General features: G+C 73.9%; 19 protein-coding genes and 1 tRNA gene. 9 read left to right on the top strand and 11 right to left on the bottom strand.

Going from position 1 to position 22,607, the window contains the following annotated elements; all coding sequences use genetic code 11:
* Positions 1–137 precede the first annotated feature (137 nt).
* Positions 138–1,373: a hypothetical protein gene (locus tag SOY78_RS00855; RefSeq protein WP_324701654.1), complete on the bottom strand. Its 1,236-nt coding sequence runs from the start codon at positions 1,371–1,373 to the stop codon at positions 138–140.
* Between the two features lie 185 nt (positions 1,374–1,558).
* On the opposite strand from SOY78_RS00855, the gene SOY78_RS00850 reads away from it, so the two are divergent.
* Both SOY78_RS00850 and SOY78_RS00845 read left to right on the top strand, forming a co-directional pair.
* Positions 1,559–2,089 (top strand): peptidylprolyl isomerase, encoded by a 531-nt coding sequence (locus tag SOY78_RS00850; RefSeq protein ID WP_010079725.1) that lies wholly within the window; start codon positions 1,559–1,561, stop codon positions 2,087–2,089.
* A gap of 11 nt (positions 2,090–2,100) precedes the next feature.
* Positions 2,101–3,045 carry a rhomboid family intramembrane serine protease gene (locus SOY78_RS00845; RefSeq protein ID WP_324701653.1) on the top strand — a complete coding sequence of 315 codons (945 nt, stop codon included), beginning with the start codon at positions 2,101–2,103 and terminating at the stop codon, positions 3,043–3,045.
* Between the two features lie 167 nt (positions 3,046–3,212).
* Here the strand turns inward: SOY78_RS00845 and SOY78_RS00840 are convergent, their stop codons facing one another.
* Complete coding sequence (locus SOY78_RS00840; RefSeq protein WP_036337280.1) at positions 3,213–3,518, bottom strand: cell division protein CrgA; 306 nt, start codon at positions 3,516–3,518, stop codon at positions 3,213–3,215.
* A 157-nt stretch (positions 3,519–3,675) separates the two neighbouring features.
* Here SOY78_RS00840 and SOY78_RS00835 point away from each other — a divergent pair, with 157 nt between their 5' ends.
* The gene (locus SOY78_RS00835; protein ID WP_036384630.1) at positions 3,676–4,329 is read left to right on the top strand and encodes an anthranilate synthase component II; all 654 of its coding nucleotides are present in this window, start codon (positions 3,676–3,678) and stop codon (positions 4,327–4,329) included.
* Positions 4,330–4,374: 45 nt separating this feature from the next.
* Here the strand turns inward: SOY78_RS00835 and SOY78_RS00830 are convergent, their stop codons facing one another.
* Genes SOY78_RS00830 through SOY78_RS00800 form a run of 7 tightly spaced genes read right to left on the bottom strand, consistent with a single transcriptional unit; the run spans position 4,375 to position 14,860 of the window.
* Positions 4,375–6,690, bottom strand: coding sequence for a protein kinase domain-containing protein (locus tag SOY78_RS00830; RefSeq protein ID WP_036384634.1), 2,316 nt, complete (start codon positions 6,688–6,690; stop codon positions 4,375–4,377).
* Positions 6,691–6,722: 32 nt separating this feature from the next.
* On the bottom strand, positions 6,723–8,807 hold the full coding sequence (locus SOY78_RS00825; protein ID WP_036384635.1) for a protein kinase domain-containing protein: 2,085 nt from the start codon (positions 8,805–8,807) through the stop codon (positions 6,723–6,725).
* On the bottom strand, positions 8,804–10,249 hold the full coding sequence (locus SOY78_RS00820) for a peptidoglycan D,D-transpeptidase FtsI family protein (RefSeq protein WP_036384638.1): 1,446 nt from the start codon (positions 10,247–10,249) through the stop codon (positions 8,804–8,806). The genes SOY78_RS00825 and SOY78_RS00820 overlap by 4 nt, the downstream gene beginning before the upstream one ends.
* Positions 10,246–11,670: an FtsW/RodA/SpoVE family cell cycle protein gene (locus tag SOY78_RS00815; RefSeq protein ID WP_324701652.1), complete on the bottom strand. Its 1,425-nt coding sequence runs from the start codon at positions 11,668–11,670 to the stop codon at positions 10,246–10,248. The genes SOY78_RS00820 and SOY78_RS00815 overlap by 4 nt, the downstream gene beginning before the upstream one ends.
* On the bottom strand, positions 11,667–13,382 hold the full coding sequence (locus SOY78_RS00810; protein WP_012750687.1) for a PP2C family protein-serine/threonine phosphatase: 1,716 nt from the start codon (positions 13,380–13,382) through the stop codon (positions 11,667–11,669). The genes SOY78_RS00815 and SOY78_RS00810 overlap by 4 nt, the downstream gene beginning before the upstream one ends.
* Before the next feature lie 3 nt (positions 13,383–13,385).
* Positions 13,386–13,946 (bottom strand): FHA domain-containing protein FhaB/FipA, encoded by a 561-nt coding sequence (locus SOY78_RS00805; protein WP_324701651.1) that lies wholly within the window; start codon positions 13,944–13,946, stop codon positions 13,386–13,388.
* Positions 13,943–14,860, bottom strand: coding sequence for an FhaA domain-containing protein (locus tag SOY78_RS00800; protein ID WP_078026171.1), 918 nt, complete (start codon positions 14,858–14,860; stop codon positions 13,943–13,945). The genes SOY78_RS00805 and SOY78_RS00800 overlap by 4 nt, the downstream gene beginning before the upstream one ends.
* Positions 14,861–15,109: 249 nt before the next feature.
* On the opposite strand from SOY78_RS00800, the gene SOY78_RS00795 reads away from it, so the two are divergent.
* A tRNA-Leu gene (locus SOY78_RS00795) sits at positions 15,110–15,193 on the top strand.
* A 174-nt stretch (positions 15,194–15,367) separates the two neighbouring features.
* Here SOY78_RS00795 and SOY78_RS00790 read toward each other — a convergent pair.
* Positions 15,368–15,718 (bottom strand): universal stress protein, encoded by a 351-nt coding sequence (locus SOY78_RS00790; protein WP_324701650.1) that lies wholly within the window; start codon positions 15,716–15,718, stop codon positions 15,368–15,370.
* Positions 15,719–15,894: 176 nt separating this feature from the next.
* Between SOY78_RS00790 and SOY78_RS00785 the strand changes: the two genes are divergently transcribed.
* Genes SOY78_RS00785 through tctA form a run of 3 tightly spaced genes read left to right on the top strand, consistent with a single transcriptional unit; the run spans position 15,895 to position 18,966 of the window.
* On the top strand, positions 15,895–16,902 hold the full coding sequence (locus SOY78_RS00785; protein ID WP_324701649.1) for a tripartite tricarboxylate transporter substrate binding protein: 1,008 nt from the start codon (positions 15,895–15,897) through the stop codon (positions 16,900–16,902).
* Positions 16,899–17,459, top strand: a complete 561-nt coding sequence (locus SOY78_RS00780) for a tripartite tricarboxylate transporter TctB family protein (protein ID WP_010079710.1) — start codon at positions 16,899–16,901, stop codon at positions 17,457–17,459. The genes SOY78_RS00785 and SOY78_RS00780 overlap by 4 nt, the downstream gene beginning before the upstream one ends.
* A 1-nt stretch (position 17,460) precedes the next feature.
* On the top strand, positions 17,461–18,966 hold the full coding sequence (gene tctA / locus SOY78_RS00775) for a tripartite tricarboxylate transporter permease TctA (protein ID WP_036384168.1): 1,506 nt from the start codon (positions 17,461–17,463) through the stop codon (positions 18,964–18,966).
* A gap of 111 nt (positions 18,967–19,077) precedes the next feature.
* On the opposite strand, the gene SOY78_RS00770 is transcribed toward tctA, so the two are convergent.
* Positions 19,078–20,043, bottom strand: coding sequence for an HpcH/HpaI aldolase/citrate lyase family protein (locus SOY78_RS00770; RefSeq protein ID WP_052007077.1), 966 nt, complete (start codon positions 20,041–20,043; stop codon positions 19,078–19,080).
* 344 nt (positions 20,044–20,387) lie between these two features.
* Here SOY78_RS00770 and SOY78_RS00765 point away from each other — a divergent pair, with 344 nt between their 5' ends.
* Both SOY78_RS00765 and SOY78_RS00760 read left to right on the top strand, forming a co-directional pair.
* The gene (locus SOY78_RS00765) at positions 20,388–21,668 is read left to right on the top strand and encodes a Glu/Leu/Phe/Val family dehydrogenase (RefSeq protein ID WP_036384170.1); all 1,281 of its coding nucleotides are present in this window, start codon (positions 20,388–20,390) and stop codon (positions 21,666–21,668) included.
* Positions 21,669–21,963: 295 nt separating this feature from the next.
* The gene (locus SOY78_RS00760; RefSeq protein ID WP_036384171.1) at positions 21,964–22,515 is read left to right on the top strand and encodes a YceI family protein; all 552 of its coding nucleotides are present in this window, start codon (positions 21,964–21,966) and stop codon (positions 22,513–22,515) included.
* The last annotated feature ends 92 nt before the right edge of the window (positions 22,516–22,607 follow it).

The following is a 22,607-nucleotide window of genomic DNA, read 5'->3' as shown; positions in this document are numbered from 1 at the left end:
GCCCCGTTCGATGGCCGCCCACCGGGCCCCGCCCCGACCGGCGTCCGGACGCGCGACGGCCCGCGCCCCTCGGTCCTGCCGAGGATGCGCGGGCCGGGCGTCGTCCGCTGCGCGCTCAGGGCACGGGGGGGAGCGGGTCAGCGCTGCTGCCCGGGCTGGACGCCCAGCACCTTCGCGTTGGCGGCGGCCACCGGGTCCGGGGTGGCGGTGTCCACCCGCACGCCCTGGCCCGCCGCGGCCGAGCCGGCCTCGGCCACGACCTTCTGCTGCTGGGCGTAGGGGTTGTTCGCCTCCACCACCGGGATGTTCGCGGTGATCGGGCCCGGCACCGGGGCGGTCCACGGATCCTGCACCGGCTTGGTCAGGCGCCACAGGGCGAAGCCGGCGCTGGCGGCGGCGGCCGCCATGCCCGCGACGATCCAGGAGCGGCCGCCCGAGCGGGAGGCCCGGCGACCGGCGGCACGGTTCAGGTCCTTCTCGGCCGCGCCGGCGTACTGCTCGGCACCCTTGCGCAGGCGCTTCACGATCGCCTTGTCCCCGGTGAGCTTGATCAGGGCCTGCTCCAGGGCGTCCGGGACCTCGACGTCGTGGGCGGTCTTGCGGGCGTGCGCGGCGCCGTCGGCCAGGCGGGCGGCGGCCACGGGGAGGACCTCCTCCTTGCGGCGCTGGGCGTAGTCGCCGGCGTCGGCCAGGCGGGCCTGCACCTGCGGGGCTACCTTCCCGCCCTGCTCCTGCAGCGCGGACAGACCCGTGGCGAGGAGACCGGCGAGGGTCAGGCCGCCCGCCGCGGCGGCGTCCTTGGCCTGACCGGCACGGTCGCTGAACAGGGCGGCGGACCGCTGCGCGTCCTTACGGGCGCCCTTGGCGGCCTTCTTCGCGTCCTTGCGCAGGCCCTTGGCGGCCTGGCGGCCGTCCCGGCGCAGCTGCGTGGCCTTGCGGCCCCCACGACGGCGGCCCTTCTTCGCGGCCTTCTCAGCGTCCTTGCGCGCCGCGGCGAACTGCTGCTGCACCTCGTGGCCGGCGTCCTGCGCCTGGGCCTGCAGGTGCTCGAGGAAGTCCTGGACGGTGTCCACGCCCTTGGCGACGGCGGGGGCCAGCAGCCCGTACTGGTGCGCGACGGCCTCGCCGGCCTTCCGCGCCCCGCGCTCGACCACGGGGCCGTACTCCTTCTTGGCGTCCTGGGCCTTGCGGCGGCCCTCCTCGGCCGCGGCGGAGCCGCCGATCAGCCCGTAGGCCGCGGCCACCTCGCTCCAGGCGCGGGTGGACTCCACCTTCGGGGCGGCCCAGTGGCGCAGGTTCTCCGCCTGGCGTGCGACGAACGCGTTCGCGTCGCCGTCGTGCTGGATCTCGTCGTGCAGGGTCTTGCGAGCCATGTGATGCCTCCCGTGAGTTCTGGATGGTCGTTGAACGCGGTGGTCCTCGAGGCCCAGCCTAGTGGCCGACCCCCGCCGTGGCACGGGTCCCGGCACGCCGGGAGTGCGTACGCCGATCGCGGAAGACCCGCCCCCGGACGGCGGGATCCGGACGGCCCGCCGCCGCGGATGGAACAATGGGGCGCATGGCGAACAAGACGCACACCGCGACCATCCACACGAACCACGGCGACATCGTCGTCGAGCTGTTCGGCAACCACGCCCCGAAGACCGTGAAGAACTTCGTGGGTCTCGCCACCGGCGAGCAGGAGTGGACCCACCCGCAGACCGGTGAGAAGAACAACGGCGCCCCGCTGTACTCCGGCACCGTGTTCCACCGCATCATCAAGGACTTCATGATCCAGGGCGGCGACCCGCTCGGCATGGGCATCGGCGGCCCCGGCTACCAGTTCGGCGACGAGATCCACCCCGAGCTGCAGTTCGACCGTCCCTACCTGCTGGCCATGGCCAACGCCGGCCCCGGCACCAACGGCTCGCAGTTCTTCATCACCTCCGTGCCCACCGGCTGGCTCAACGGCAAGCACACCATCTTCGGCGAGGTGAAGGACGAGGCCTCCCAGAAGGTCGTGGACGAGCTCAACGCCGTCGCCACCGATCCCCGTGACCGCCCGCTCGAGGACGTCGTCATCGAGTCCATCGACATCGACGAGGCCTGAGCAGCCCCTCGGTGAGCACCACCCCCTCTGACCCGCACGGCCCGGACTCCGCGGACGGCACACCCCCGGTGTGCCCGCGGCATCCGGGCCGTGCCGCGTATGTGCGCTGCGCCGTGTGCCGGCGCCCCGCGTGCCTCGACTGCCAGCGTCCCGGCTCCGCGGCCGGGCCGGTCTGCGTGGACTGTGCGTCCGGCGTCGTGGCCGGCCCCGCTCCGACGGCGGCCCCCGCCGCCGGCGCCGCCGCGACGGTCCCGGTCCGACGGCGGACGGGCTTCGCCGCCTCGCCCGTCACCTGGATCCTGCTGGCGGTCACGGTGGTGGTCTACGCGGCGCAGTGGATGACCCGGGATCAGGCGTCCGGCGTGACCGAAGCGCTCTGGTACGCCGGGCTCTACACGTCCCCGTACGGCATGGAGCCGTGGCGGATGGCCTCCTACGCGCTCGTGCACGACGTCACCGGCCCCACGCACCTGCTGCTGAACATGCTCGCGCTGTGGGTGATCGGGCGCGTGCTCGAGCCCGCGCTGGGCTGGTGGCGGTTCCTCGCCCTCTACGTGCTCTCCGCCGTGGGCGGTGCGGTGTTCGCACTGTGGGTCTCGGACCCGCTGCAGCCCGTCGTCGGGGCGTCCGGTGCCGTGTACGGCATGTTCGCGACCCTGTTCCTGTTCACCCGGGTGCGGGGCGGGCAGGTGCGCTCGATCGCCGTGCTGATCGGCCTGAACCTCGTGTTCTCGTTCCTGCTGCCCGGGGTGGCCTGGCAGGTGCACGTGGGCGGGCTGCTGACGGGCGCCGTCGTCGCCGTCGTGTTCTCCCTGGCCGGCGGGCTGCGCCCCGGGCGGGCGCGTGTGCCGTCCGTGGGCGCCCAGGCGGCCGGCCTCGTGGTCGTGGCGGCGGCGCTGGCGGCGCTCACGGTGCTCGGCGCCGCCCGGGTCACGGTGGCCGGCCTGCTCGGCTAGGCCGTCGTCCCCGACCGTCCCCGGAGTTCTCCACAGCGGGGTGTGCACTTCTTCCCACAGGGGTGTCCACACCTGTGGACAACTCCGGGGACAACTCGTCTCCGGGCGGGATCGTGCGGATCGGCCATCCACAGGGTTGTCCACCGCTGTGGAGAACTACACGTGTGTCATTCGCTCCAGCGGGACATCATGAGGAACCCGACGAGCGCGATGCCGAAGCCCACGAGGATGTTCCAGCCGCCGATCTGCACGATCGGGAAGAGGCCCTGGGTCAGGTAGTAGACGATGATCCAGAGCAGGCCGAGGATCAGCAGGCCGAACATCACGGCCTTGTACACGGGGGAGAGGGGCTTCGGACCCGGGTCCACGTCCCCGAGGTCCGTCCGCACGGCGGAGCGGCTGCGGCGCGCGGCCTCGAGCTCCTCGCGCTTCCGACGGGCCGAGTCCTTGCGCTTGCCGGCGGGTGCTGCCACGGGTCTTCTCCTCGGGTGGGGGGGTGGTGGGCGCCCCCACCGGCGGGGACCGGGGCGGGGACGGTATCCTGCTGACCTGCCCAGGACCGGGGTCAGCGACGTGCCCGGCCAGTCTATGCACCCCGCTCCCACGCGGCGGGGAGGAAAGAGCGCCCCCGTGCAGAGCCCCGAGGTCTCCGTCCTCGTCGTCGACAACTACGACAGCTTCGTCTACACCCTGGTGGGCTACCTCGAGCAGCTCGGGGCCCGCACCACCGTGATCCGCAACGACGAGGTCACCCCCGGCCGCGCCCTCGAGCTCGCGGCCGAGCACACGGCGGTGCTCATCTCGCCCGGGCCGGGCGCGCCCGCCGACGCCGGTGTTTCCCTCGACCTCATCCGCTCCGCCGCCGACGGCGGCCGTCCGCTCTTCGGGGTGTGCCTGGGGCACCAGGCCATCGCGGAGGCGTTCGGCGCCACCGTGACGCACGCGGAGTCCCTCATGCACGGCAAGACGTCCCTGGTCCGCCACGGCGAGCACCCCATGTTCGAGGGCGTCCCCTCGCCGTTCACCGCCACCCGCTACCACTCGCTGGCCGCCGTGCGGCCCACCGTGGACGAGGCGGTCCTGGAGATCACCGCCGAGACCGAGGACGGCGTCGTGATGGGACTGGCCCACCGCACCGCGCCCCTGTGGGGCGTGCAGTTCCACCCCGAGTCCGTGCTCACCGAGGGCGGCTACCGGATGCTCGGCAACTGGCTCGAGTCCGTGGGGCTCTCCGGGGCCGCCGAGCGCGGCGGCCGGCTCTCGCCCCTCGTCCGCCAGGACTGACCGGTCCCGGGGCCCGGTTCGCGGGTCGGACGGCGCCCCGTCCGCTCAGGTGGACGGCGGCGGATCGATCGAGGGCTCGGGGTCCGGCGTCAGCGTCGGCAGCGGGTCCACCGGCGTCCCGGTGGGCGAGGTGCTCGGTGACTGCTCGGTCGGCCCCGGCGAGGTCGACGGGGCCGCCGACGTCGACGACGGGCTCTGCGTCGGCGACGGCGTCGCGGTCGCCGTCGGCTCGGGGGTGGGCGTGGCCGAGGCGGACGGCGAGGGCGACGGCTCCGCGCTCTCGGAGGGCTCCGCGCTCTCCGACGGCGGGGGGCTCGGTGACGCGGACGCCGACGGCGTGGGCTCGGGCGCCTCGCTGGACGGCGGCGCCGGCTCGGAGGGCTCGGCCGTGGGCGCGATCCACGAGGACGCCGTCAGGGTCAGGGAGGAACGGTTGTCCACGCGGACGCCGGCGGGCGGATCCTGGGCCACGACCGTGCCGGTGTCGGTGGTCGCGCCGTCCTCGTCCTGGATCCGCACGCGCAGCTCGGGGGCGCTCAGCGCCAGCTGACGCCGCGCGTCCGGAGCGCTCATCCCCACCACGTCCGGCACGGCGACCATGCCGCTGGACAGGTGCAGCACCACGGAGGAGCCGGGCGGCACGTGGGTGCCCATCGCGGGGTCGGTGCGGGCGAGCAGCCCGCGCTCGAGTCGGCCGTCGTCCTGGTACAGCACGGAGGAGACGCGCAGGCCCAGCCGTTCCAGCTCGCGGCGGGCCGCGTCCTCGGACAGCCCGTGCAGGGAGTCGGACAGCGCGATACCCTCCTCGCCGCGGGACACCCGGACCCGCACCTCGGCCCCGCGGGGCACCTCCGTGCCCGTCTGCGGGTCGCTCTGGGTAACGGTCCCGTCCGGGGCGTCGGCCATGTACGCGGACGAGACGACGGCCACCAGGCCCGCGTCCTCGAGCGCCGCGACCGCCTCGTCCTGCTGCAGCCCCACCACCGCGGGCACCTCCACGGTGTTGCGCAGGGCCGCCGCGAGCCACGGCGCCAGGACCAGGGCCAGCACGACCAGGACCACGCCGGCCGCCAGGAGCGTGCGCCGGCGGACGCGGCGTCGGACGCGACGGGGTGTGGCCGTCGCCGGTGCCGGCGTGTCTCGGGGCGGCGGTTCGGGCCGGGGCGTCGCGGCTGCACCGGGCGTCGCGGCTGCACCGGGCGTCACCGGCTGGCCGCCGGTCACCGGGCGGGGGCCGTCCATGGCGGCGGCGGCGGCCAGCTGCGCGGCGGAGGCGGCGCCGGGCAGTCCCGCACCCGCGACGGCGTGGTTCGCCGCCTGGGGTTGTGCGACGTCCGGCTCGGCCGGGGCGGAGGGCGTCGGCCGGGTCAGCGGGACCGTGGCCGTCGGCACGTCGGCGTCGTCGGCCCCGTGCTCCGCGGGCGTGGCGCGCGGCACCGCGCCGCCCGCGCCGACTGGGGCGGGATGGCCGGCACCGAGCGGCGGGGTGTGACGGCCGGGGGCGGCGTGCGGATCCGCCGCGGCCTCCTCGAGGGCCGCGAGGAACGCGGCGCCGGTGGGGAACCGGTCCTGCGGATCCTTGCGCAGGGCGCGCAGCACCACGGGGTCGAACGCGGGCGGCAGGTCGGGGTCGACGTCGGAGGGCGCCGGCGGCTCCTCGCGCACGTGCTGGTAGGCCACGGCCAGCGGCGTGTCGCCCGTGAAGGGGGGCCGGCCTGTGAGCAGCTCGAACAGCAGGCAGCCGGCCGCGTAGAGGTCGGCGCGGCCGTCCACGGTGCGGCCCGTCGCCTGCTCCGGGGCCAGGTACAGGGCGGTGCCCACCACGGCCTGGGTCTGCGACGTGGTGGCGGAGGTGTCTGCCAGCGCGTGGGCGATCCCGAAGTCCATCACCTTCACGGTGCCCGTGTCCGTGACCATGACGTTCGCGGGCTTCACGTCGCGGTGGACGATGCCCTCCTCGTGCGCGTGCTCGAGCGCTTCCAGCACGCCCCGGGTCCAGGCCACGGCGCGGTCCGGGCCCACGGCGCCCTCGGCGTGCAGGATCTCCCGCAGCGTCCGGCCGGAGACGAGCTCCATCACCAGGAACGGGCAGTCCACCGGATGGAGGCCGTCCTCGAGGGAGACCTCGCCCGTGTCGTACACGGAGACGATCGAGGGGTGGTTCAGGGAGGCCGCCGAGCGCGCCTCCTTGCGGAAGCGCGCCTGGAAGTGCGGGTCGCGCGCCAGATCCCGGCGCATCAGCTTCACCGCCACCGGGCGGTGCAGCCGCAGGTCCTCGCCGCGGAAGACGTCCGCCATGCCGCCGCGCCCGATCAGCTCACCGATCCGGTACCGCCCGTTCAGGGTCCTCTGCTCGTCCACAGACACGTCCGCGTGGTCGTCCCGCCCGCCGCTCAGGCGGAGGGCGTGGCGTCGGCGGACGAGGCCTGCGCGCCACGCGCGTCGGCGGAGGAGGCCTCCGCGCCGCGCGCGTCAGCGGACGGGTCGGTGGTGGGCTGGCCCGTCGGCGCCGTGGACTCCCCGGAGGACTCCGTCGTCGGATCCGCCGTGGGCGTCGTCGGCTCCTCGGACGGCTCCGGCGTGGGCTCCGGGTCGGCGGTGGCCGTCGGGGATTCGGCGGTGGGGGACGGGCTGGGCTCGTCCGAGGCCGACGGGCTCGGCCCGGTGCTCGGCTCCTCCGACGCGCTGGGCTCCGGCTCCGAGGCGGGCTGGGAGGCCTCGCGGGTCGGCGCGGCGTCGGACCCGCCGGTGGCCACGATCAGCTGCACGTGCGTGTCGTAGCGGTGACGCTCGCCCTCGCCGGGCACCACGCGCACCACCTCGCCGTCGGCGCCGTCGGCGGACGGGTCGTCCACCCGGTCCACGGTGAAGCCGCGGTCGCGCAGCGTCTGGATCGCGCTCTCCACGGGCTGGCCCACGAGTCCCTCCGGGATGACGCCCTCACCGGTGGAGACGGCCAGCGTGACGGTCTCACCGCGCCGCAGCGCCCCCACGGGGTTGATCTCCTCGACGGTGCCCTGCGGGCTCTGCGCGTCGCGGTCCTCCTCGCGCACCGCCAGGCCGAGTCCCTCGAGCTCGGTGCGCACCTCGCTCACGGGGCGACCCCTGTACGCCTCCGGGTCCACGTTCACGGACGACTCCTCCTGCGAGGTCGCCGGCGCCGAGCCGCCGTTGCCGCGGCCACCCGTGAGCAGCGGCCACAGCAGCGCCCCCAGGAGGGCGAACACCACGAGCCCGAGCAGTGCCCACAGCGGCCAGGGGTTGGCGCGTCGCCGGCGGGCGGGCGCGGAGCCGCCCCCGGCGGGCGGGCCAGGGTCCACGACGTCGCCCGGGCGGGTCTGCTGGTCGCGCACGGCGGCGATCTCGTGGTCGCGCGTGCTCGCGCTCGCGGCGGCGCCGGCCGCACCGGCCGCGCCCACGGCCGCCGCACCGGCGGCGCCGGGGCCGCGGGCGTCGTCGTCGGTGCGGGGCTGGGCCGCGGTCACCGGCAGCGCCGCGGTGGCGGGGGAGCCGTCTGTCCGGGTGCCCTCGGCGCGGGGATGGGTGGTGCGCATGCCGTCGTAGTCCAGGGGAGCGGTCTCGGCGCCCGAGGGGTCGGCCACGCCCTGCTCCTCGAGGAAGACGGCCAGGCCGGGCACGGCCTCCACGGCGCCGCGGGTGTCCTTGCGACGCAGCGCGTCGGCGGCCTCCGAGAGCGCGGTCGCGTCCGAGGGCCGCTCCTTGGGGTCCTTCGAGAGCATGCACATGATCAGGGCGCGCACCGGGGCCGGGACGGTGTCCGGCAGGGGCGGCGGGGTGTCGTTGACCTGGGCGAGGGCGATCGCGATCTGGGACTCGCCCGTGAACGGGCGATGCCCGGCGAGGGCCTCGTAGCCGATGATGCCCAGCGAGTAGAGGTCGGAGGAGCCGGTGGCCTGCTGCCCCGTGGCCTGTTCGGGCGCGAGGTACTGGGCGGTGCCCATCACCTGGCCGGTGGCCGTGAGCGGGACCTGGTCCGCCAGGCGCGCGATGCCGAAGTCCGTCACCTTCACCCGGCCGGTGGGCGTGATCATGAGGTTGCCGGGCTTGACGTCGCGGTGCACGAGCCCCTGGGCGTGGGCAGCCGAGAGCGCGGCCGCCGTCTGCGCGATGATCCGCAGGGTCCGCTCGGGGGAGAGCACCTTCTCCTTCTCGAGGATGGAGGACAGTGGCTGGCCCGGCACGAGCTCCATGACGAGGTAGGCGGAGCCCTTCTCCTCGCCGTAGTCGTAGACGTTGGCGACGCCGGGGTGGTTCAGCAGCGCCGTGTGCTGGGCCTCCGCCCGGAAGCGGCGCAGGAAGTTGGGGTCACCTGTGTACTCCTCCTTGAGGATCTTCACGGCGGTGATCCGGCCCAGGACCTTGTCCCGCGCCTTCCACACCTCGCCCATGCCGCCGATCGCGATGCGATCGGTCAACTGGTACCTGCCGCCGAGGGTGATGCCCGATGTCGGCCTCATTCCGTGACCACCGCTTCCATGATTGCCTTCATGCCACTGACGACTGTCTGATGTCCAACCCCCGGCGGCTCGTCCTCCACCACGATCGTCACGGCCGCCCGGGGGTTCTCGCTCGCGTCGAAGCCGGTGATCCAGGAGTGCACGTTGCCCGTGTCCCCGACCTCGGCCGTGCCCGACTTCGCCGCGATCCGCACCGTGTCCGACTGCACGGATCCCAGGATGCCGTCCTCCACCGCCGAGACCATCATGTCCGAGACCTGCCCGGCCACCTCGGGGGTCGTGGCCCGGCCGCGCTCACGGGGGCTGAACTCCTGCACCGTGGTGAGGTCCGAACGGCGGACCGCCTTGATCAGCTGCGGCTCCATGACCACGCCGTCGTTCGCGATGCCGGCGGCCACCATGGCCATCTGCAGCGCGGTGGCCTGCACGTCCCGCTGGCCGATCGAGGACTGCGCCAGCGCGGCGTCGTCCAGGTCGGAGGGGAACACGGAGCCGGTCACGGGCAGCGGGTAGTCGAAGGAGTCGTTGAAGCCGAACCGCTCGGCGACCTCCCGGATCCGGTCCTGGCCCAGCTCGACGGCGGCCATGGCGAACGGCGTGTTGCAGGACTGCGCCAGCGCCCACGTGAGGGTCTGACGCCCCACGGTGTTGCACGGTGAGCCGTCGTAATTGGGCAGCTCCGTGGTCGTGCCGGGCAGCGTCCACGCGGCGGGGATGTCCACCGTCCCGTCCGGGGTGTAGTCACCGGACTCGAGCATGGCCACCGCGTCGATCAGCTTGAACGTGGAGCCGGGGGACACGAGCTGCTCCGCGGCGCGGTTGCGGTACGCGCTGGCACCGGGGATCTGGTCGATCGCGGCCATGGCCGCCTGCGCCTCGGCCGGGCTGTGCGAGGAGAGCGCGTTGGAGTCGAAGCTCGGCTTCGACACCATGGCCAGGATCTCGCCTGTCGTCGGGTCCGTGACCACGGCGGAGGCGCGCACGCCGTCCGGGAGCGCGTCGTACGCCAGGCGCTGCAGCTCGGGGTCGATCGTCAGCTCCACCTGGTCGCCCTCAGGCGTGGCACCCGTGATGATCTCCATGGCGCGGTCCACGAACTGGGACGTGGGGGTGCCGGAGAGCTGCTCGTTCATGGCCGCCTCCAGCCCGTCGGTGCCGTAGGTGAGCGAATAGAAGCCTGTGAGCGGGGCGTACAGCTCGGGCTCGTGGTAGACGCGCTGGTAGTGGTACGCGTCGTCGGAGGGGACGGACTCGGCGATCGGCTCGCCGTCCACGAGGATCGGCCCGCGCGGGGCGCCGAACTCCAGGAACATCTGCCGCGAGTTCAGGGCGTGCGTCTTGAGCTGGTCCGCGGCCAGCACCTGGATGACGGACGCGGCCAGCGCGAGCACCAGGATCATGGCCGCCATGACGGTCCACGTGCGTCGGATCGCCTCGTTCACCGCTCCTCACCTCCTCCCGGGGGCACGGCCGCCGCCGGGAGCGCCGTGCCGGGGTCGAGGTGGCCGGCGCCGGGCCCGGACGCGTTGACCATCCCGTCCACGACCACGGGACGGCGGGCGGCGTTCGAGATGCGCAGCACGAGCCCCACGATGATCCAGTTGGCCAGCAGCGACGAGCCGCCGGCGGCGAGGAACGGCGTCGTGAGGCCGGTGAGCGGCAGCACGAGGGTCACGCCGCCCATCACCACGAACACCTGCCACGCCATGGTGAAGGCCAGGCCGGAGGCGAGCACCTTGCCGAACGCGTCGCGCACGCCGAGGGCGGCGCGCATCATGCGGGTGACGAGCAGGAGGTACAGGACGAGCACGGCGGCCAGGCCCACGAAGCCGAGCTCCTCGCCGATGGCCGTGAGGATCATGTCCGAGAAGGACAGCGGCACCTGGGTGGGGTTGCCCGCGCCCAGGCCGGTGCCCATCAGCCCGCCCGAGGCCATCGCGAACAGGCCCTGGACGACCTGGTAGGAGCCGCCGAAGTCGCGATGGTAGATCTCGGGGTCGAAGGCCCTCAGCCAGATCTCGAACCGGGCGGTCACGTGCGGCATGAACAGGAACGCCAGCGCCGCGCCGAAGGCGATCAGGCCCAGGCCGAGGAGGATCCAGGAGGCGCGGGACGTGGCGATGTAGAGCATCGCCATGAACATGCCGAAGAACAGCAGGGCCGAGCCCAGGTCGCGCTGGAACACGAGCACGCCGAGCGCCAGGAGCCAGCCGGCCAGCAACGGGCCGAGGTCCCGGGCGCGGGGGAAGGTCACCGGGCCCACGCGGCGGCCGGCCAGCAGGATCAGGTCGCGGTTCGCGGAGAGGTAGCCGGCGAAGAAGACGGCCAGCGTGATCTTGGCGATCTCACCGGGCTGGAAGGTGCCGAATCCGACGTCGATCCAGATCCGCGCCCCGTACATGCTCAGGCCCAGCCCGGGCACGAGCGGCAGGAGCAGCAGCACGCCGGACGCGGCGAGGAACAGGTACGGCCAGCGCCGCAGCACCCGGTGGTCGCGCACCAGGAACACCAGGGCGGAGGCCACCAGGACGGCCAGGACGGACCACACGAGCTGCGAGGTGGGGTTGGCCATCGCGGCGTCCTGGCTCAGCCGGTGGATCATGGCCAGGCCCAGCCCGTTGAGCAGGGCGGTGATCGGCAGCATGAACGGGTCCGCGTAGGGGGCCCGCAGCCGCAGGACCACGTGCAGCACGAGGGTGGCCGCGCCGAAGATGCCCAGCGGCACCCAGGCGGTGGAGTCCAGCGGGGCGTCCGTGCCGATCATGCCCAGCAGGTCCGCCCCCAGGGCGATGGCCAGGGCGGCCAGCAGTAGGACCAGTTCGATGTTCCGGCGCGGGCGTGCGGGGGAGATCACCTCGGTCACGGGGCCTCACCTCCCGTCGCGCTCGGGGACGATGCCGGGCTCGTCGGCGCGGCGGAGCCGGACGCGTCCGAGGGGCGGGCGGAGGACGACGACGGCGTCGCGCTCGGCCGGGCCCGCTCGGAGGGCTCACCGGCGGGGGCGGGGGCGTTCGGGTGCAGCGAGTCGCGCAGCTCGGCGACGATCTGCTCCGCGTGGTCCACGTCCCGGGCGGCCATGCCGGCGTTCACGCGGTCGCGTGCGTACGCGGGCAGCGCGTCCACCGGGAGGTCGGTCTGGCGGTCCACGTGGGACAGCTCGAGCGGGCCCAGCCGCTGGGAGACGCCCTTGAACACGGCGATCCGGCCGTCGTTGGCCCCCACGTAGTACTGCGTCTGGGTCCACAGGTAGCCCCACACGGCCACGGCCGCGAGGGTGAGGGCGAGCAGCGTGGTGAATACGGGGATGAACCAGCCGCGACGGTACTGCACCGGGCGGTCGTCCTTCCCACGCCGCCGACGCGCGGCCCTGGCCTCGGAGCCGCCGGCGGGCCCGGAGGTCGCCGGGGCCGGGGTGGGGGCCGTGGCCGACGCCTCGGCGGCCTCGTCGGACGGCTGGTCGGCAGCGGTGGCGGCCGGTGTGGCGGCGGAGGAGGAGCCGACGGCGGCCGCGGTGCCGCGCGGCGCGGCGGGCGGGGCGGACGGGTCCGGGCGCGCGGCGACGTCGGGATCCGGCCCGTCCGTGAGGACGGCCGCGGTGCGCCGGGGACGGTTCTCCGGCACGGGCGTCTCGCCGAGCAGGGCAGCGGCGCGGCGGCGCGTGGAGCTGCGGGTGACCACGGGGATGCGATCGGTCCTCACAGCGTTGGAGGCCGCGCCGACGAGCAGGTGGGGTCGTGCGTCCAGGTCCTCGCGCAGCAGCAGGCCGGAGACCGGGCCGACCTCGGGCGGGTGGGCCGCGGCGAGGGCCTGCTCGGACAGGTGGACGTCCGGGACGGGGGCCAGCTCCTCCGCCGTGCCCTCCGCGATCTCGAACGCCACCACGGTGACGTTGTCCGGGGCGCCGCCCTTGAGGGTCAGGTCCACGAGGGTGTCGACGGCCTGGTTGAGAGCCTCCGAGTCCCGCAGCACCTCGTGGATCTTCTCGGGGGAGACCACGTCCGTGAGGCCGTCCGAGCAGAACAGCCAGCGCTCTCCGGGGGCGACGGGCACCTCGAACACGTCCAGCTCGGGGGAGGCGTCCACGTCGCCGAGCACGCGCATGAGCACGTTCTTGTTCGGATGGAACGGGGCCTCCCCGGCCTCGAGACGCCCCTCGTCCACGAGCTTCTGCACGAACGTGTGGTCCGTGGTGACCTGGGAGAACTCGCCGTTCGCGAGCCGGTAGGCACGGGAGTCGCCGATGTGCGCGATGTGCAGCGTGGTCCCCGCGAGCAGGGCGGCGGTGCACGTGGTGCCCATGCCGGCGAGCTTGGGGTTGGCGTGCACCAGCTCGTTGAGGATCAGGTTGGCGTTCTGGATCTCGTCCGGCAGCACCGTGGCCGGGTCCTCGTAGCCCACCGCATCCAGCGGGGCCAGGTCCAGCACCGTGGACGCGCTTGCCACGTCGCCGCCCACGTGCCCGCCCATGCCGTCCGCGAGCACGACCAGATGACGGCCCACGTAGGCGGAGTCGTCGTTCTTGGCACGGACGCGGCCGACGTCGGAGCGGGCGGCGTAGCGGAGGACGAGGGTCATGGGTCAGGCCTCGAGCTCCATGACGGTCTTGCCGATGCGGATGGCCGTGCCGGGGCCCACGGGCACCGCGCGGGTGACGGGGGCGCCGTTGACGTAGGTGCCGTTCGTGGAGCCGAGGTCCTCGAGGAACCAGCGGGTGCCCTGGGGGAACAGCCGGGCGTGGCGGCCGGAGGCGTAGTTGTCCACGAGCACCAGGTCGGCGTCCTGGGCGCGGCCCATCAGCAGGGGACGGCCCTCCAGGGCGATGGTCTGCCCGGCCTTCGGGCCCTCGACCACCCGCAGAGTCCGGGACAGCCGCGGGGCCGGCGTCGTCGGCGCGGACGCGGCGGGGGACGGCGTCGACGCGGGCGCGGGGCGGTCGACCGCGGACGAGCCCGCCCCGGCGGCCCCGGCCGCGGGCACCGCGGTGACCAGGCCGGCGTCGCGCTGGGCCTGCTGGAGGCGCGTCTTGTTCCGCCGGCCGACCACGAGGTCGCGGCCCTGCGCCATGACGATGGAGATGATCAGCACCCACAGGGCCAGCAGCAGGCCCATGCGGAGCACGGCGACGGCGAGCTCGCTCATGCGCGGCCCCCCGTCCCGCCGAAGAACAGCAGCTCGGTCTGGCCGACGGTCACCACGTCCCCGTCGCGCAGGGTGACGGAGCCGTCCACGCGGCGGCCGTTGACGAGCACGCCGTTGCGGCTGCCCAGGTCCAGGAGCGTGACCGTGGAGCCGACGGTGAGCAGGCGCAGGTGCTCGCGGGACACCGAGGAGTCCGGGATCACGAGGTCGGCACGCTCGGCCGAGCGGCCGAGGATCAGGTCGTCCCCGTCCAGGGGGAGCATGCGGCCGTCCAGCTCGAGTGCCGGGCCGGCGGGCTCGGTCACGGGGCGGCCCATCACGACGGTCGGCTGGTCGGCGTGGGAGGGGGCGGCGGGCGCGGCCGGGGCGGCGGCCCGGCGGGGCGCCGGACGGGGCCCGACGCGCGGGGCGGGGGAGGGCTCGCGGGGCGCGGCCGCCGGCGGGTCCTCGACCAGTCGGTCCGGCGCCGGGGCGGTGGCTCCCGGGCCGTGGGCGGTGGCGGGCGAGGCGCCGTCGTCGTGGGGGGCCGGGGCGGTGAGCGAGCCGTCGTCCAGGCGGGTGACCACGCGCAGGTCCCCGCCGCGCACGTCCGCGTCCGGGTGGAAGGCGACCCGGACCGTGCCGGGCAGTGCATAGCCCTGGGAGTCGGCGTGGCGGATGACCTCATCGCACAGCTCGCTGGCGAGGGTGGACCCCCACGAGCGGGCGCGCTCGAAGTCGGCGGGGGAGAAGTGGACCACGTAGCTGTTGGGCGCGACCGTGTGGCCCTCGGACAGCGCGATCGACTCGTCGTCCATCGCCTGTCGCAGGGCCGAGGCGATCTCCACCGGCTTGACCGCCCGCGGACCGCCGGCCGAGAAGGCCGAGCGCACGGCCCGCTCCAGGCCGCGTTCGAGGTTGTCCAGAAGTCCCACGACGGGGCCCCTTTCCACAGTTGTCCGTCCCGATACTACGGGCCGGGCTGGGAGACCGCCGAGAACAGCGGGATTCTGCGGGTGGAGCGCGGGTGGGAGAGGCCACGGAGGGGGCGAGGCACGGGCGTGGCGGGGAGGCGGGGGCGGGCATCGGGGCCGATTTGCGCGCCCGGGCGGGCGGGGGTTAGAGTATTCCTCGCTGCCTGTGACGGTCGCCGGATGTCCGGGGCCGAGAGCAGGAAGCCGCTCGCGCGAGTGGCGGAATTGGTAGACGCGCTGGCTTCAGGTGCCAGTGTTCGCAAGGACGTGGGGGTTCAAGTCCCCCCTCGCGCACCGAGGACGAAGGCCCCGGAACCGTGTGGTTCCGGGGCCTTCGGCGTTCCCGGGCTGGTCCCACTCACCCGTTGGGGGCGGTTTCGGGCGGTATCCACGCCGAATACCGCCCGAAACCGCCCCCAAACGCCGCGGGGTGGGCCGGGCGCAGGGCCGCCCGCCCGACGCCGGCCCTCACGGCTTGACGCACACCACCGGGACGCGCGCCTCGAGGATGATCTGCTGCGTGGCCGATCCCAGCAGCAGCTTGCCCACGGGGGAGCGGTGCTTCACGCCCACCACGATCCGGCTCGCGCCCACGCGCTCGGCGTGCTCGAGCAGGTCGCTGACGGCGTCCCGGCCGCGCTCCTGGGCGTGCGCCACGGACACGGCGACGCCGGCCTCGCGCGCCTCCGCCTCGTCCGGCTCGGTCCCGTCGAGGGAGAACCAGACCACGTCCTCTCCGCGCAGGGCCGCCTCCGCCAGGGCGGCCCGCCAGGCCGCGGCGCTCTCGGGGGTGCTGGTTCCGGTGCTGATGATCGTCATGGGGACCACTGTGCGCCATGGACGCGGCCCCCGTCACCACCCGGACCGGTTGTCGTCGGTCACTCTGCGGACGCAGAGCGCACGCCTCCCCGCCGCGCTGTTACCGTGACCTCCACCACTCGCACCTGTCCCCGGCGCCACTCCCTGGCGGCGGGGTGTCTCTGTTAGGAACCGTTATGCCCTCCACCTCCCCCGACGGCCCCCCGCGCCGGCGCACGGGGATCGGCCGGATCGTCTTCAGCGTGATCGCGGTGCTCACCGTGCTCGCGGCCTCCGCCTTCTCCATCCGCTCGGCCTCGGGAGGCAACGACATCCGCACCAACCTGACCCTCATCGCCCCCGCGGCCGCCGGCGGCGGATGGGACTCGTTCCAGCGCGAGCTGCAGCAGACCATGCGCGTCAACGGGCTGGTGAACAACGTCCAGGTGGTCAACATCCCCGGTGCCGGTGGCACCATCGCCCTCGGTCAGCTGACCACGCTCGAGGACGCGAACAACCTCATGGTGGGCGGCACCGGCCAGATCGCCGCCCACGCGGCCCGTGGCACCGGCCCCGAGCTCTCCCAGGTCACCGCGGTCAGCCGCGTCGTCGAGGAGTACAGCCTCGTGGTGGTCCCGGCGGACTCGCCGTACCAGAGCATGGACGACCTGGTGACCGCCTGGCGCGCCGACCCCGCCCACGTGGCGTGGACCGGCGGCGGCTCCTTCGACCAGCTCGTCATGGCGGACATCGCCCGCACGGCCGGCGTGCCGGTCGCGGACACCACCTACATCCCGTCCGACGGCGGCGGCGAGGCCATCCAGGCCCTGCTCAACGGCACCGCCCAGGCCTCCGCCGGCGGCTTCGCGGACATCTACCCGCAGGTCGAGGCCGGCCGACTGCGCGCCCTCGGCGTGGTGGCGGCCGAGCCGCTGGCCGGCGTCGAGGAGATCCCGACCCTGCGCTCCCAGGGCTACGACGTCACGCTCACCAACTGGCGCGCCCTGTTCGTGCCCCCGGGCGTCTCCGCGGAGGAGCGCACCGAGCTCGAGGCCCTCATCGCCGAGGCGGTCGACACCCCCGAGTGGAAGGAGGCGGTGCAGCGCAACTACTGGAATCCGGTGCCCCTCTCCGGCACCGAACTCGAGGAGTTCATCGCCGCCGAGAAGGAGCGCATCGGTACGCTGACGGAGGAGATCAAGTGAGCCACGCATCCACCGTCCCCCCCGCCGCCGACGCCCCCTCCCGCTGGGGGCGCGCCGCCGGGCTCTCCGCGCTCGTCATGCCGGCCGTGCTGGCCGCGTTCAGCCTCTACCTGCTGCTGGGATCCCTGGCCATGGACACCGAGGGCGCCGACTTCCCCGGCCCGGACTTCTTTCCGCTGATCCTCGCGGTCGCGGGCCTCGTGATCGCCGCCGCGCTCGCGGTGGAGGTCGTGCGCGTGCGCCAGTCCCCCGAGGGTCAGGCCGACGCGGACGGCGAGGTCGGCCAGGCGGCCGGTCCGCTGACCCTGTTCCACTCGGACTTCGGCGCGCTGGCCTGGTGCTTCCTCGGCTTCCTCGCGTTCGCCGTCCTGCTGCCCTGGCTGGGGTGGATCCTCGCCGGGGCGCTGCTGTTCTGGTGCGTGACGCGCGCGTTCGGCGCCCCGCACCCCGTGTTCGACATCCTCGTCGCCCTGTTCGTCTCCTCGCTGGCCTACCTCGGCTTCGCGGTGGCCCTGGGCCTGACCCTGCCCTCGGGCATCCTGGGAGGTGGCTTCTGACATGGAGACCCTCGGACTCCTCATGGAGGGCTTCGCCGGAGCCCTCACCCCCATGAACCTGCTCTGGGTGGTGCTGGGCTGTCTGCTCGGCACCGCGGTCGGCGTGATGCCCGGACTGGGCTCCTCGATGGCCGTGGCCCTGCTGCTGCCCATGACCTTCGCCCTCGAGCCCACCGCCGCGTTCATCATGTTCTCCGGCGTGTACTTCGGCGGCCTCTTCGGCGACTCCACCATGGCCATCCTCATGAACACCCCCGGCCAGGCCTCGGCCATCGCCTCCACGTTCGAGGGCCACCGCATGGCTCAGGACGGCCGGGCGGCCCAGGCCCTGGCGACGGCGGCGCTCGGCGCCTTCATCGGCGGCATGGTGGCCTCGGTGTGCGTCGTGTTCCTCGCCCCCGTGCTGGCGGAGTTCTCCACGAGATTCGGCCCCGCGGAGTACTTCGCGCTCGCGCTCTTCGCGTTCGTGGCCACCTCCTCGGTGGTCGCCGACTCGGTGCTGCGCGGCCTGGCCTCCCTGGTGCTGGGACTGGGCATCGCCGTCGTCGGGATCGATGCGGTGACCGGCGCCGAGCGCTTCACGATGGGCTCCCCGCAGCTGTTCGACGGCATCCCGCTCGTGACCGTCACGGTGGCGATCCTCGCGCTCGGCGAGGTGTTCCACGTGGCCTCCCGGGTGCGCCGCGAGCACGAGGACCTGCGCATCCGCCGCACCGGCCGGCCGTGGCTGTCGGGCGCCGAGTTCCGCGAGGCCGCCCCAGCGTGGCTGCGCGGCACGGCGATCGGCCTGCCGTTCGGCATCGTGCCGGTGGGCGGCTCCGAGGTGCCGACGTTCCTGGCGTACTCGGCCGAGCGGCGCCTGGACCGGCGCCGGGCGCATCCGCAGTTCGGCCGCGGCGCGATCCGCGGGCTGGCGGCCCCGGAGGCCGCGGGCAACTCGACCACCGGCATGGCGATGGGTGCCCTGCTCACGCTCGGCCTGCCCGTCTCCGCGACGGCGGCCATCATGCTGGCGGCGTTCCGCCAGTACGGGCTGCAGCCCGGCCCCCTGCTGTTCGACCGCAGCCCGGACCTCGTGTGGGCGCTGTTGGCGAGCTTCTTCATCGCGATGATCGTGCTGCTGGCGATCAACCTGCCGTTCGCGCAGCTGTGGGCCAAGCTCCTGCTCATCCCGAAGCACTACCTCTATGCGGGGATCACGCTGTTCTGCGGGCTGGGCATCTACGCCACCACGGGCGCGGTGTTCGACCTGCTGATGCTCCTGGGGATCGGCGTGCTGGGCTTCCTGATGCGGCGGTACGGCTACCCGCTGGCGCCGCTGATGATCGGCATGGTGCTCGGCCCGCTCGCGGAGACCAGCCTGCGAGACGCCCTGCTCAGCTCGGTCGGCGACCCGGCCGTGCTCGTCTCCACCCCCATCACGTGGGTGATCTACGGGATCCTGGCGATCGTGCTGGCGTTCTCGGTGCGGGCCGCCGTCGTGCGCCGGACGCGTCAGGACGTGTGAGCGGAGGCGGGATCCGCACCCCCGAAGGCAACGCGGGTTGAGTTGTCACCGGTGTGCGGCCTCCGCACCCATGACAACTCAACCCGCGTTTCTGGTGGGCGGCGGCCCCGCTCAGTAGTGGTACGTGTCCGACGGCGCTGTGATCGCGTTGTCCTGGTCCGGGTACCGCGTGGAGTGCACCCCGAACGCGGTGGCCAGCCCGAGGATCTTCTCCGCACGCGCCTTGCGGGGCAGGTCGGAGCCGTTGCGGATCTCGCCGCCGTCGGCCTCGAAGTCCGCAAGGAACTCGTGGGCCCACGCCAGCTCCTCCTGGGACGGGCTGAGCCCCTCGTTCACGGCCGCGCACTGCTCCGGCGCGAGGCACAGCTTGCCGGTCATGCCGAACTCCGCGGTCACCGCCGTCGCCTCGGCGAGCTTCACGCCGGTGGAGCCCACGGTCGGCCCGTCGATCGCGCCCGGCAGCCCCGTGGCCCGCGCCGCGATCGTGAACTGGGACCGCGTGTACGCCAGCGCCATCGGCGACTCGCCCAGGCCGGTGTCGCGGCGGAAGTCGCCGATCCCGAAGGCCAGCCGGAACGTGCCCTTCGCGGCGGCGATCGAGTCGATCCGCTGCAGCCCGCGCGCCGTCTCCACGAGCGCCACGACGGGCACGCCGGGCAGCCGTCGGGCGGTCTCGTTCACGTGGTCCGTGGACTCCACCATCGCCAGCACGACGCCGGCCAGGCCGCCCTCGGAGACCGGCCCGCCCAGGTGCGCGGGCAGGGCCGCGGCGAGCGCCTCGACGTCCTGCTCCCACCACCGCGAGCCGTAGCCGTTGAGCCGCACCCAGCCGGTGTGCCCGGAGGTCAGCCAGGCGACGGCGTCCCCGCGGGCCTGGTCCTTGTCCTTGGGGGCCACGGCGTCCTCGATGTCGAGGATGACGATGTCCGCGGCCGAGTCCTCGGCGGGCTGGAACCGTTCGGGCTGGGCGGCGTTGACCAGCAGCCAGGAGCGGGCGAGCTCCGGGTCGATGCGCTGGCCGGGCACGGGCTGGAACGCGGGGGAGGGGGTGATCGCGGCGGGCAGGGTCACGGTCATGAGGGGCTCCTTCACGGGGCTGGGGCGTCGGGCCGACGTCGCGGGCGGGGTGCCTCGCGCGGCGGACGGCCGGGGGACGGACCAGGTGGGCCCTGAGCGAGCGGCGTCGGTTCGACGCCGAAGGGCGCCGCGGGTGTGCGGCGCGTCCACAGCACAGTACACGCCACCGTGTCCGACGTCACCCGGGTGGGCGTGGATCTCGGCTCAGAAGGGGTGACGGGTGCGGGGGGAGCGCGTAGCGTTCATCGCGGTCCGGACGGCGTCGGCCGCGCAATGGGGCGCGGCCCTCCGCGCGTCGGTCGGGCCGCGACACATCCCTTCCCACCGGACCACGAGGACGCTCAATGACGAGGATCCCCGCCGAGGACGAGGCCGTGACGGCCCCGTCCTCCCCGCTCGACAACGCCCTGGCCCAGCTCTCCGCCGCCGTGAAGACGCTCGGCTACGACGAGGGCCTGCACCAGATGCTCGCCGCCCCCCGCCGCGAGATGGCCGTCTCCATCCCCCTGCGCCGCGACGACGGCTCCACCGAGGTGCTCCGCGGCTACCGCGTGCAGCACAACTTCTCCCGCGGCCCGGCCAAGGGCGGCGTGCGCTTCAGCCTGGACGTGGACCTGGACGAGGTCCGCGCACTGGCCATGTGGATGACCTGGAAGTGCGCCCTGCTGGACGTGCCCTACGGCGGCGCCAAGGGCGGGGTGACCATCGACCCGCGCCAGTACTCGAAGGCCGAGCTCGAGCGCGTCACCCGTCGCTACACCTCCGAGATCCAGCCGATCATCGGCCCCGAGGTGGACATCCCCGCCCCGGACGTGGGCACGAACGAGCAGACCATGGCCTGGATGATGGACACCTACTCGGTGAACGTCGGCCACACCACGCTCGGCGTGGTCACCGGCAAGCCCGTCTCGCTCGGCGGCTCGCTGGGCCGCGCCTCCGCCACCTCGGCGGGCGTGGTCCACGTGGCGCTCGCCGCGCTCGAGCACCTCGGCATCGAGCCGTCGCGGGCGACGGCCGCGGTCCAGGGCTTCGGCAAGGTCGGCGCCGGCACGGTCGAGCTGCTCGAGGCGGCCGGCGTGAAGGTCGTGGCCGTGTCCGACCAGTACGGCGCCGTGCGCGACGACGAGGGCCTGCACTACGACGCCCTGCAGAGGCAGCTCTGGGACACCGGCTCCGTGAAGGACACCCCCGGCACCGCGCCCATGGACGCGGACGAGCTGCTCGAGATGGACGTGGACCTCGTGGTCCCGGCCGCCGTGCAGTCCGTGCTGACCGAGGAGAACGCCCCGCGCGTGCGCGCCCGGCTGGTGGTGGAGGGCGCCAATGGCCCCACCACGGGCGAGGCCGACCGCATCCTCTCCGAGAAGGGCGTCCTGGTCGTCCCGGACATCCTGGCCAACGCCGGCGGCGTGATCGTCTCCTACTTCGAGTGGGTCCAGGCGAACCAGGCCTACTGGTGGAGCCGCGAGGAGGTGGACGAGCGCCTGAAGCGGCGCATGGTCGCTGCGTGGCAGGCCGTGCTGGCCACCTCCGAGAGTCGCCGCGTGAGCCTGCGGGAGGCCGCCACCCTGACCGCCGTGCAGCGCGTGGCCGAGGCCCACCGCACCCGCGGCCTCTACCCGTGACGGGGGGCGGCCCCGCCGCCTGACCCCGTCCGGCCGCCCGAGCGCGGCCCCGCTGCCCGACCGCGGGCCGGCGGCCCGGAACCCCCGGAGGTTCCGGGCCGTCGTCGTGGGCGGACTCGTCCCTGATGTGCCCCCGGCCCGTGACGTCCGTCTCTATTTCGAATTTTGACGATCGAGCGTGGACGGACCGCCCGGATGATGTTTGAATTTGAAACAAGTTCGGAGGCCGAGGCGCCGCCCGCCGTGGCGGCCCACCCCGGACACACCAGACAGACCCGCTGAAAAGGAGCACCCCATGCGCGCCATCACCCCCGGCACCTGGAACCTGGACGCCGCGCACTCGGACGTCGACTTCGTCGTCCGCCACGCCGGCATCTCCAAGGTCCGCGGCACCTTCCACGCCGTGGAGGGCCAGCTCGTCATCGCCGAGGAGTTCACCCAGTCCTCCGTCGAGGTGACCGTCGACGTCGCCTCCATCAGCACCAAGAACGAGGGTCGCGACGCCCACCTGCGCTCCGCCGACTTCTTCGACGTGGAGCAGTTCCCCACCATGACCTTCCGCTCCACAGAGGTCCGCGGCGAGCCCGAGGAGTTCACCCTGGTCGGCGAGCTGACGCTGCACGGCGTCACCCAGACCGTGGAGCTCGAGGCCGAGTTCGGTGGCCAGGACAAGGATCCCTTCGGCGTGACCCGCGTGGGCTTCGAGGCCACGGGCGAGATCTCCCGCAAGGACTTCGGCCTGACCTGGAACGCGGCCACCGAGGCCGGCGGCCTCCTGGTCTCGGACAAGGTGAAGCTCGAGATCGGCGCCGCCTTCGTGCTGCCCGAGGCCGACGCCCAGGCCTGAGCCCGAGCACCGCACAGGTCGCTGTGCACCCGTCTGAATGAGACGCATCCCCCGGACCGGGCCCCTCGATGAGGGGCCCGGTCTGCTCACGC

This window comes from Micrococcus sp. HOU01, from assembly GCF_035609305.1.
GTDB lineage: Bacteria > Actinomycetota > Actinomycetes > Actinomycetales > Micrococcaceae > Micrococcus > Micrococcus luteus.
Note: the sequence above shows the minus strand (reverse complement) of the source record. Positions and strands in the feature narration are given on the sequence as shown.